A 1,254-nucleotide genomic window follows, 5' to 3' on the forward strand; every position below is an offset into this window, starting at 1 on the left:
TTTTATTAGTCGAACCGGTATTTGCACTGCGGATAATAAAACGCCACTGCACCCGTATGGGAACAATGGCGTTATTTTCAGGAGACTCAGGCTATGGCTAAATCAGCCGGCTTTTTTGCAAAGACAACAGTTCAGGCTTGCCAGTGCAAGCTTACTTGCATTGGTAAATTGTCAGCCGGCGACCACAGCTAGCCTGTAAAACTTACTTACTGCTAACCGGCAGCTTACCCTGCTGTTCCAGTTCCTTTATATATTCCGGTAAAATTACCTGCTGGATATTGTCACGTTCTTTTTTAATTACATCCAGCTTGGCTTTATTACGCCGGTAATCTGCCATAGATTTAATTGATGGACGTGGAGTACACAGTTTCTGGCTTTTCTTAAACAATTCAAACTGTTTTTTTACCACTTCCGGTGCATTTTCCTGTCGGGTACCATAGTCAATAAAAATTTGGTTGCAAGCCAGAAAATGAACGGTAATATTTCGCACCTTACCAAAATCATCACCGGCAAATGGCGGTGGAGGGGGTAAAGGAATTACTGCTGAGTGGTTTTCATCATACTGGCTAATAATAGCTGATTCATTACGATCTATAACCAAACCTGGTTTGTTTAATATTTTAGGTTGCCAAGCCGGATAGGGCAATACTCGCCAGTTGATACGTGCCATCATCCCCGGTTTCCATTTTGCCGGCAGATAGGCAGCGCCACAAGAACCACCACCACCATAACGTTTTTTGCCAACCTCATAATCGTCAACACCATTGGTATTGGGAATACAGCCACCATTAATTGAACCACCAGAGATATTTTCATAATTGTATACAAGCGCCTCGACCGGCGCGGCATAGGATTTGTTTTTACCGGAAGTAACGCCAACAAAAGGCTCAAAACCGCCGCCGCAGGAGGTAACAGCGGTTACCGATAGCAGCAATAAATTTAGCCGGATAAGACGGCTAGCGGTGAATATTTTTTTAGCAGACATGTGATTCTCACTCTTCTTGGGTTAAACACTGTGATTACTGCATGGTGTATTTAATAATTGCATTTCATCGCTGCATCTCTGATTTTTCCCTTATTCCGGTTTTTGTTATCACCCTGTTGCCGGTACTGCTTACATCTGTCAGTTTTTATGCAATGATATTACCAATATCTGGCGCAGAAACGGGAATTTTTTATTAGTCGAACCGGTATTTGCACTGCGGATAATAAAACGCCACTGCACCCGTATGGGAACAATGGCGTTATTTTCAG

At 43.0% G+C, this 1,254-nt stretch carries 1 protein-coding gene; it reads right to left on the reverse strand.

What is annotated here, in order from left to right; genetic code table 11:
• Positions 1-202 precede the first annotated feature (202 nt).
• Complete coding sequence (locus H3V00_RS11305; RefSeq protein ID WP_198208171.1) at positions 203-985, reverse strand: DUF3304 domain-containing protein; 783 nt, start codon at positions 983-985, stop codon at positions 203-205.
• Positions 986-1,254: the final 269 nt, after the last annotated feature.

The organism is Snodgrassella sp. W6238H11 (genome assembly GCF_016100525.1).
GTDB classification, from domain to species: domain Bacteria; phylum Pseudomonadota; class Gammaproteobacteria; order Burkholderiales; family Neisseriaceae; genus Snodgrassella; species Snodgrassella alvi.

Excerpts from the sequence above, each read along its gene's own strand:
- H3V00_RS11305 (WP_198208171.1), bottom strand. The coding sequence starts at position 985 with ATGTCTGCTAAAAAAATATTCACCGCTAGCCGTCTTATCCGGCTAAAT.